Below are 5,524 nucleotides of genomic sequence, written 5' to 3' on the forward strand. Positions count from 1 at the left end.
ATTGCCGTGAATTATGCACTGAGTCAGTGGGATCGGTTAGTGGTGTACCTTGATCATGCCGAGATGACGCCGGACAATAACAGAGCGGAAAATGCCATTAGGCCGTTCGTGGTGGGTCGAAAGAACTGGCTATTTGCGGGGACCCCAAAGGGCGCCCAAGCCAGTGCCGATCTTTATAGCCTGATCGAAACTGCCAAGGCAAATGGGTTGGAGCCGTACCGGTACCTACGCTATCTGTTCGAGAAGTTGCCATTTGCCCAGAGTGTTGAAGATTATCAGGCATTACTGCCGATGCAGCTCCGGGTGGAGGATGTTGCCCTGAATGATATCGTTAGTGGGGTTTAATAGACGGATACTGTTGTCTGTCAAAGATCTATGGGTAAAGATGCATTACCCGGCTACGGCTCGGTAGCTCTGGGAACCGCCTGGTGCGGACCCGCATGCCAGGTGGTGTGGGGAGGGCGGGAGAAAGACCCGCCCTTACCCGATTGTGTGATTTATCTTGTCATTATAAGTCATTATAGTAGTTCATTAAGTCTCTGTCATAATACTTGAAGAACAAATAAATAGGACCAAGGCCGAGCGTGACACCCATAAATAAGCTGTATGTTATTTGTGATAAATTCATGCCATGATAACTTGCTTTGTAATTTTCAAATAGCAAACCAGGAAGCATTATGAAAGCAGGAATGCAGGCCATAAATACAATAAAATGAGTAGTTATTGCTTTCTCAGTTGGTGTTATCCAGCCTAGAAAGTGGACCACGATGGCAAAAGCCAATATGAATGGGTATATAAGGCAACAAATACGAATATAGAAATAGAGATACTTATATACTTTCTTCATTTCATCATTTTCTTTACACACAACGTACTCTTCAGGGGGCGCGGCTTTTTGCGATCCGCTGAAAGAGATGGTTCGGTGAAGCCGATGTTTTCAATTCTGTCAAAGATGAAGGCCTTGCTCTTCCCCCTGGAATCTATAAGTTGTTATCTACGTACAATTGAATAGGTAAAATAAAAAAACAATTTCAAATCTGAATGATTTCATCTTTATCAAACCAACCTTGTTCAAGAACATAGCTCTCCACTTTCTTTCGCTCATTGGTATACGCAACGATAGCAAGGCTTTCCTCGGCGCGGCTACATGTCACATAAAAAAGTCTGCGGGTACGATCAATGCTCGTTTCTTTTCCTTCCTCTAAATTATTTATGTCTGTTGGGGTAGGCTCAACAGCTCCAAATAATTTGTCGTAACTGAATGTCCAACCTCGCGCCTCATCGTCATCTAATATCACCATAACTCGCGGGAATTGTAGCCCCTTGATACCTTGATGGGTTCCAAAACGAGATTCATCAGAAATGTACCTAACATACTCTTCAAACTGGCTGAATTTGCATTGTAATGCCATCTCCCATGCCTCTATAACCGGGTCATTTTCCGGCTCCTCAGTTTGTTCCCCCCCAATGTCTTCTTGATCTTGATTTAGTCTATCGGCTATAGGGAGCAATGCGTCAGAAATTAGGAATATCCCACTATTATAGACCTCTTTTAATACCTCATTGAGGGAGGGGTCAGCATCATCGGACCATAGAGAAAATAGCGCAACAACCGCATCTTTTGCTTTGGTGATTTCCTCTAATGATTTGGTAGATTTTTTTAATGCGTCTTTTTTAATTATTGGCGAATACTCTCTCATTATTCTGGATACTGCGAACTCATCACCTGCTTGCTTTGCTTTTACTAAGGGAAGTACTTGCTTGGCGAATAATGAAACTCCTTGCAATTTACCGTCTAATAACCCAGTCTTAAATTTATCGACACTATATAATGGGACAAAAAAGTCAGAGAAACCACCACGACTAGCGGCCATATGATGTTCTAATGTTAATATTTTCACTGAAGCTTGAGCATCATCTTTCCAGAGTTGATCGTCCGTTAATTCTGCCATAGTTGAAGTAATACCATGTTCAACAGTGGCCTTATTAACCGGGTTGGACGTATTGACAATAAATAAGCGAACACATCCGTCATTTTCTTTATGCGGCTCTTGTATTTGGTCATCAGCTCCGGAGCGAATTTTATTGATAAGCGTGATAACGCGCTTGGGACATCTATAGTTTATTATTTTTGCTGGTTTTGCCCAAGTATCAGGAATATTTTGACCTAAGTCTGTTTTTCCATCCGTATAAATACGCTGCATCGTATCACCAAATAAACCAAGCGTAATCTTGCCGGGATGTTTTTCCTGCATATCAAAAAACGCATCAACCAGATCCTTTTTGGTGTCCTGGCTCTCGTCAATCAACAGAATGGGGTATTTGCGTATAAGGATACTTTGCATTAAAGGTTTGTTTAGAATGAAATCAGCGGTGATCTTGATCACTTCCTCATGATTCAGTGAATCCCTTTCTATGTTGTCGCCATTGGGGTTATATGTGAACTTTTTTATAGACGGTAAGATTTCTAGCCTTTTAGTCTTCAGTTCAATTTTTTTAGCCCTTTTTATGTAAGATTTATTCGTTGTGCTGCGTGCTCTGCCTTGCTGGTCATTAAGCTTAGCGATTTCATCTTCAAGGTTGGAAGCAAGCCAACTTCTAATATCGTTCGTATATGGATTAATAATTTCCCAGGCAAAACTATGAATCGTTGAAACATGAAAGGCCATGTCAAATTCAAGACGGCTTTTTATCTCATCACAAGCGGCATTAGTGTAAGTAATTACGGCTATTTTTTGACCGTCCTTTTTAAGTCTTACGATGTTGTTTTTTTGAAAACGCTTTAGAGCGTCGACCAAGCTTCTCGTTTTTCCTGAACCAGCACCGGCAAAGAGAAAAAAGCTCTTAGGATTATCAAGATCAAGGCAGCTATATATCTCCTCATCAACAGTAGAGGGGGTCGTATCAGTTTCCGTCATTTACCTCACCTCCTTCTTCTTGTTGGATACAATAGTCCTGATGCTTGCTCTTCAATTGCTCTTGAACCCAATCCAGGCCGTCTGCAATATACTTTGGAGGCGTTAAGTCATTTGGCTCTGTTGTAAACAACAAATCCAAAGCCATTTCAGCTTTTTTGCTATTTTTGCTCAGCGCATCAAATAGAGCTTTGCGTGCCTCAGAAATATTTGGTTCATTAACGCCCTCAGCCATTTTTTTTATTAAACCGGTATCGCCTGTTCTCGCTTTGAAAAGCTCTAAGTTACTTAACACCAGGGCATCTTCAAATGTATAGGGAATGATCGTTTCTTCATTGCCGCCATAATCCACTGTGATTTCTATCTGATATGCAGCCCTCACATAATCATCCTTGACTTTGTCTTCATCGCTGGCATCTAAGGCTTCATCCAAACTTGTTTTCAGTGGCACCCATGATTTGATGGTATCATTACCTGTTCGGTACTCTTGTCCTCTTTCTGGTAGAACTTTCTCAGTGGAGTCTTTTTTGATGGAGTCTAAATCTGTTATCACAAGCGTAAGGAGGCCAAGCGTTTCGATCAGGCCCTTAAGTCGATGGGCGTGACTTCCCCCAATTTCAAGGAGTGATATGTAATTGCGATCTAATTCAGGGTATTTGCTTTTAATGAAGTGAGGCACAAGCATTCTTTCTGCTGGTCCCTCAACCAATATGGCGGCATCTGCAAAAAAGAGATCACAATGCGTTGTTTTTAAATAGCGCGTGGCAAACTTGGCTGTATCTGAATCATCCCCGAAAGTATTTGAAAGGTTCACAACTTCAGCGCATGGTGCATTATCTGCACAAGTCGCGGGCATTCTTTTAAAATATCGCAGACACCCAAAATCTATTTCATGGGCGATATGGCTGGAATGAGTGCTAATAACCAATTGAGTTGAAAATTGAGTTTTTTCTTTAAGGTCCGCATGATTTCTTAAAACATCATATGCTTTTTTGATAAATACTTGCTGGACTTGGGCATGTAGATGCGCTTCTGGCTCTTCGACCAGCACTATATGGAGTGGTTCAATGAATTCATCGATATGTTCTGTTCGTTTACCAGCTTTTCCAATTCGCATCCATTCATCACGAAAACGGATGAGGTTGAATATCATGGAAATTAGATTCTGATACCCTAAACCATTATATTTTTCAGGAAGGCATAGTGTGATATCATCCGGATTTGCATCGTCGCGCAAGACATTGAATTGGACTGCAGCATCATGATTTAACCCATCTAGCGGGTCTACTTTGCTGGAGATTTGAATTTTAGGATCGCTAAAGCCTGGATAATTTAACCCTTCCAGCTCGCCAAGTGAAGATTTGAAGCTCTCTTTCAGACGTTTATCAAAGGCTGTTCTGGCGCTCTCTATTGCCTCTAATGCATCAAGATCATTCGTATCCGGGATTTCTGATGGGTTTAGATGCTTTTCAAAATATGTTCTTAGCTGCGCAGAAAGCCTACGGTCGTTCCTTACCCCGTCTTCTGATGAGCTTGGGTCAGAGAATCCCCTCTGAGCGCTTATGATATCAATCTTGAATAGTCCGTCGAAAGGGTCTCCTGCTATAGGCTCAGAATTCACTGGAAGGCTCTGTGGAGTTGCTTCATTATATTTGCTCGGATCAAGGATGTAAGCCTTTATACTGAAATGGTTGTGCAGTTCCTTATCAAGGAATTCCCGCATAGTTTGTGGCCATAATTTTAAAGCATTGCCGTTTGCTCGCGATTCACTTGTTTTTTTTGCTGACTCAAAAGCTGTCTTATAAGCTTTATATAGGTTCTCAACTTTTAGATCCTTATCTTTTTTTGGTTCGAATATAAGCCTGACGCCAAGTTTTCCACCAGCCCAGTCTAGTGTTGGGATAATGTGACTGACATAGTGGATTTCCTCATCTTTTACATCAAGCCATATATCTATTGATGGTACGTGCGGTTGCCAAAGCTCAATTCCTAGATTTAACTCATCAGGATTCTGGTTTCCGATCCAATTTTTCGCTATTTCATTGATGTTTTTCCAGTTAGAGAGCGTAAAGTCAGTTGGTGACAAATTTCTGTGACGCGTTTTTTTGAGAAATATAATCAATGCATCCATTGCCGAAGTTTTTCCGCTATTATTAGCTCCGACCAATACGGTCTTATTTTTAGACAGTTCAACACGACAACATTTAAGCTTCCTGAAATTTTGAATATCTATAAACGCAATTTTCATGACTTCGCTCCAATGCTGTGTTGATAGGATACCTATCTAAGGTTTGAGCCCATTCTTCCTTATCTGTTCAGTACTGGACATCATTTACAACTATGTCACCACATCGCTTACACATAGTTTCTCTTTAAACGGCCTTTTTCATCCTGGATTCGAAGGCTCTTTTCGTCAAAGTATCCTAACAACTTTTGCCGAAAATACACTCGCCATATTCCCTCACCAATCTCTTCCAGTCCAACATGTTTGTCAATTAATGCCGTCGATACCATGACCCACTTGGTCGATCGCCACCGTAATGCACCATTTTTCGTAACCCTTCTGACCTGGCAGCTCACCGGGTAATCCCACTCCCTGACCTTTTCCT

3 protein-coding genes are annotated in these 5,524 nt (G+C 41.5%); 1 reads left to right on the top strand and 2 read right to left on the bottom strand.

The features are described 5' to 3' along the window. A partial coding sequence (locus tag BUC26_RS22115; protein ID WP_143166133.1) for an IS66 family transposase occupies positions 1-345 on the top strand: 345 nt, incomplete at its 5' end. A gap of 686 nt (positions 346-1,031) precedes the next feature. Here BUC26_RS22115 and BUC26_RS22125 read toward each other — a convergent pair. Beyond that, complete coding sequence (locus BUC26_RS22125) at positions 1,032-2,918, bottom strand: UvrD-helicase domain-containing protein (RefSeq protein WP_073379551.1); 1,887 nt, start codon at positions 2,916-2,918, stop codon at positions 1,032-1,034. Next, the gene (locus tag BUC26_RS22130; protein WP_073379553.1) at positions 2,905-5,163 is read right to left on the bottom strand and encodes an ATP-dependent endonuclease; all 2,259 of its coding nucleotides are present in this window, start codon (positions 5,161-5,163) and stop codon (positions 2,905-2,907) included. The genes BUC26_RS22125 and BUC26_RS22130 overlap by 14 nt, the downstream gene beginning before the upstream one ends. Between the last annotated feature and the right edge of the window lie 361 nt (positions 5,164-5,524).

The organism is Desulfofustis glycolicus DSM 9705 (assembly GCF_900130015.1).
Lineage (GTDB): Bacteria > Desulfobacterota > Desulfobulbia > Desulfobulbales > Desulfocapsaceae > Desulfofustis > Desulfofustis glycolicus.

Bases quoted from the DNA above. Each gene is read 5' to 3' on its own strand.
- BUC26_RS22125 (WP_073379551.1), bottom strand. From the start codon at position 2,918: ATGACGGAAACTGATACGACCCCCTCTACTGTTGATGAGGAGATATAT.
- BUC26_RS22130 (WP_073379553.1), bottom strand. From the start codon at position 5,163: ATGAAAATTGCGTTTATAGATATTCAAAATTTCAGGAAGCTTAAATGT.